Annotated in this window: 2 protein-coding genes and 2 pseudogenes; 1 reads left to right on the plus strand and 3 read right to left on the minus strand. The window is 42.3% G+C overall.

Annotated features, from left to right (window positions below; genetic code table 11):
- Window positions 1-249: 249 nt before the first annotated feature.
- Both RH89_RS13350 and RH89_RS13355 read right to left on the minus strand, forming a co-directional pair.
- The gene (locus RH89_RS13350) at window positions 250-1,554 is read right to left on the minus strand and encodes an ImmA/IrrE family metallo-endopeptidase (protein WP_004402683.1); all 1,305 of its coding nucleotides are present in this window, start codon (window positions 1,552-1,554) and stop codon (window positions 250-252) included.
- Between the two features lie 134 nt (window positions 1,555-1,688).
- Entirely contained in the window at window positions 1,689-2,300 is a 612-nt protein-coding gene (locus tag RH89_RS13355; RefSeq protein WP_004402684.1) for a hypothetical protein, read from the minus strand.
- A gap of 89 nt (window positions 2,301-2,389) precedes the next feature.
- Here RH89_RS13355 and RH89_RS13360 point away from each other — a divergent pair.
- A pseudogene (locus RH89_RS13360) lies at window positions 2,390-3,415 on the plus strand (IS110 family RNA-guided transposase).
- Between the two features lie 362 nt (window positions 3,416-3,777).
- On the opposite strand, the pseudogene RH89_RS30215 reads toward RH89_RS13360, so the two are convergent.
- Window positions 3,778-4,052 (minus strand): annotated as a pseudogene (locus tag RH89_RS30215) (DUF2971 domain-containing protein); the annotation flags it as partial.

Below are 4,052 nucleotides of genomic sequence, written 5' to 3' on the forward strand. Positions count from 1 at the left end.
CTTCAAACACTTTAGTCCATGCTTCCGGAGAGCTATCTTTCTCAAGCTGTCTCAGGTAATTTTGCCAATCATTTCTAGTGTTCCATCCAGCTATTAAATGCTGACCCTGTGTCATAATTTTCCTCGTAAACATAATGCCCTATTAAGGTGTGAGCAACGCAATACCGAAGCTCCCGCATACCACCTTAAACACTAAACGCAACGCATAGCAAAAATGCCAAGCGTTGCGAATCACTCTTAAGCAGATTGTTAGGCTTCTTTTCTAAGCGAAGACATATCAGAAAGAACTTCTTCCTCGCTTGCTCCTGCTACATAATCAATAATTTGCTGAAATAATTCAGTAGCATAGCTAACTCTATCAGATCTAGACTTAATGCCTGTTAACGCATTTAGATGCTCAAGCCTAATACTAGCAGAAGGATGTGTGTCACTTAGTGATGGTCTCGTTGATACATTGCTAAAAGATGCGACTTTTTCTTTTGCAAACTCCAAAAAGTTCATATAAATAAATAGCAATTGGGAACCTTCTATTAAGTTAGCATATTCTCCTAGCTTAAAGTCCAAACTTCTTTCATCGTTTAGAAGCAGCCATTTTTTATAAACTTGATGAGCAAAGCTATCCGCCTCGAGCTCTAGTTTATGCCTTGATTCAACTTCACCCTCAGTTCCTTTCAGTTCGTCTAATTGAAAAGGGTGATCATTTAGAATATGCCCTAGTTCATGTAGCATTATAAAATCTACTTGATCAGCAGAAATATTCTGGGCTAACTGCGCATCCTCGACACTAAATAGAATAGCATTTGGTGTTACCTCGTATGCACTTGTAGTTCCTAAAAGAAACTTAACAATTGGTAAAAGCTCTTTCCAAGCTCTCTGTATTCTGATTTCACCCGCTAAATGCTGTGATGAGTAGAAGTGAACCATTATACGATTTAGCATCTTGAGAATAGGTTCAAGCGCATAATTAAAACCTATTAATGGGTCAGTCCCATCTCTAAACATTGTCGAGTTCGCATTGAAAAACGGACTTTTGATAGGATAGCACGCTACTTTGTCTAATTTACCGCTACTAATGATGTCTTGGGGAATTTTTGACATCACTCGTAACTGACTTAGCCTTATCCAATAGGGCAGCTTGGCATCCTGGTACATAACATCACTAGCAAGCTCCATAGCTTGCTTTGTTATGAGATAATTTAGTGCTTGCTCCGTTTCAATTGCTGATTCAAGCTCCTTTTGTGTCTCAATGTCACACCAAGCATAAGTATAAAGAGATTTTAAAGCTAAGAAAGCTAGCTCATCTGGAGCTGGAGGTATTCTTTTTAACTTCTCATTAATTACAGTCTTTTGTTCAGCGCTAACTGTTGATATAGAGGTGTAGTCCAGTACCTGTATTTGTTCCAGATCTAAAATGATTCTTGGAATTTTAGAGCCTTCACCAAGACCAGCAAGTTGAGCCGCATACATAGGAAGCCCTTGTAAATACTCGACATCCATAACGGGAATACAAAGATCGTTCTCATCTCCCATTAATTGTAGATAAATATTGTCCATTATTTCTTCTTGAAGCCTAACGCCCTGTTAAGGTGTGAGCAACGCAATACCGACGCCACCGCATACCACCTTAATCACTTAAACCAACGCATAGTAAAAATGCCACGCGTTGCGAATCACTCTTAAACAGTTTGTTATGCCTTTACTACCTTTAGATCTCGGTGTACTTCTTGTGAGTCAAACAAGAACTGCGCAAAGTAAATTTCTAGATGACGTTGCAGCATTTCGTACGCGAGGTATCCGAATGCCACCAAGCTAACCAATAATAGCGAAACGTAGTCAGTAAGAGACGAATAATCTATAAACTGGGAAAGAATAGCTGGAGACATAGCAACAAAAGCCATTAAGAAATACATGACCATATAAAAATAGGTTAAGAACACTCTTTTTCGTTGAGACTCGTATTTTGGCTTAAATTTTAGCTTGGGATACTTAAGCTCATTAAACGGAATAAAGTACTTTCTACCTTTAACATAACATTTTAAAGACTTAACTGGGTTTTCGAGGCTTATAGCATATTCAATTTCCGCAGAACTTACGTAACTACTACCTGCGATCGTGTAAAAGCCAAGGTCTTTTGCGTAAGGATGTAAAGTGTCGACCTCAGATAGAAAAGCTCTAGCATGTTGATACTCCGCTATCATTGCCGAGCGGCGTGTAAACTTGAATTTTAGTACACCAATCAAAGTTGCAATAATTGCTACCACTGCACTACAAACCTTTAAAATCGTGAGAATATCTTCCATTTTTTCTCCTGAGGCATAACGAATGACATGGATTCCCCCTTCCTAGAATCTGCCACACTGAGGTGGTATCGATTAACACTGGAGGCACCATGTCTAATTGTTCTTATTTTGGCGGTATCGACCTAGCGAAAAACCACTTTAGCATCCACGTCGTCGACTCTGATGGGAAAGTCATTCTCCACAAATCTGTAACTCGCCCTAAGCTACTGACTACCATAGCAAAGATGCCACCTATGCGTATAGGATTAGAAGCGTGTGGCGGCGCGCATTATTGGGCAAGAACACTCAATAAATTGGGACATGATGCTCGTATTATGGCGGTTAAATATGTGGTGCCACACCGAGTGAAAGGAAAGAATGACCTCAATGATGCGGTCGCCATATGCCAAGCCGTTCAACACACATCCACTCGCTTTGTACCTGTAAAATCCTCCGAACAACAAGCCATATTGTCGGTACATCGAATGAGAGAGCACTGGGTTCGTGAGCGAACGGCATTGATGAATCGCATACGAGCCTTGCTGTCTGAGTTTGGACTTATCATGCCCGTCGGTCAGTCCTCTTTAATGAAGTAAGTCCCACTCCTCCTTGAAGAGGCGGAAAACGAGCTGCCACAACTGGCAAGAGCCACTATTGCTGATGCCTACCACCACCTGGAGCACCTGAACCAACGTATCGCCGACACAGAACAAGCTTTTCACGCATTCGCTAAAGTCAGTGACAATGTTCAGCGCATTATGAAAGTCAGAGGCATCGGTCCTCAAACCGCCACCGCAATCCTCGCTTCCATAGGTAATGGGGCTCAGTTTGATAAGAGCCGAGACTTCTCCGCTTGGTTAGGGTTGGTTCCCAAACAGTATTCGACAGGAGGGAAAGCCCGACTGAGCAGGATAACTAAGCATGGCGACAAGTACCTGAGAACCTTGCTGGTTCATGGAGCACGAACCGTGATTGCCAACTTAGGCGATAAGCAAGACAGGCTCAGCCAATGGTACCGTGGCGTATTAGAGCGAAGAGGGATGAATCGGGCGATTGTCGCACTGGCGGCTAAGAACGCTCGAATTATCTGGTCACTGTTACATAACCAGACGGAATATGAGAATTACGCTGCCTAGTTCCCAATAAACCAAGCAGTAGAAAGAGAATACCCACCGGGTCAGAGCAAACGCAATGGATGGAGATAGGTTAAGACCACGAGCGGAGAGCCTGTTAATGCGGCGGACATACCCAATGTCATCTAACGAATAAGGCACCGCAGTCGCGCAAAGTCATCAGGGTCATGGTGAGCATAAATCACCAACAAACAGACCGAATGTAGAGCGGCAGTCCAAAACCCATCGCCTGAAGTTTAGCGGATGTTTGACAGCCGGGGGAATCCATGTAGCCGCATTAAGGTGTGAGCAGCGCTTGGTTATACTTGAGCGAAGCGAAACTGCCAAGCGTTGCGAATCACTCTTAAATGCTTTGTTATCTTTATCTACCAGCTATTGAATGGTATCGAAGATATTTTTGTCGTCACATGCTCGATTGCTTCGCTTTTAAGAAGCTGCTTAACAGATTTTTCACACCGATGAGGGTTTGGGTTAGGTCCAATATAGATCTCTTTAATTATCTCTGGATAGTCTCTAATCAAAGGCAAGACTAGGTATGGCACAATATGAGACTTTGAAACTCTATACTGTATATTTTCTGTCGGATTACGGGCAACTATTCTCCATTCGGATTCTTCGTGAAACCCAGAATGTTTAATAA

Origin of the sequence: Vibrio nigripulchritudo ATCC 27043 (genome assembly GCF_000222685.1) — a bacterium.
In the GTDB taxonomy this organism is placed as follows: Bacteria; Pseudomonadota; Gammaproteobacteria; order Enterobacterales; family Vibrionaceae; genus Vibrio; species Vibrio nigripulchritudo.

Bases quoted from the DNA above. Each gene is read 5' to 3' on its own strand.
- RH89_RS13350 (WP_004402683.1), bottom strand. From the start codon at position 1,554: ATGGACAATATTTATCTACAATTAATGGGAGATGAGAACGATCTTTGT.
- RH89_RS13355 (WP_004402684.1), bottom strand. From the start codon at position 2,300: ATGGAAGATATTCTCACGATTTTAAAGGTTTGTAGTGCAGTGGTAGCA.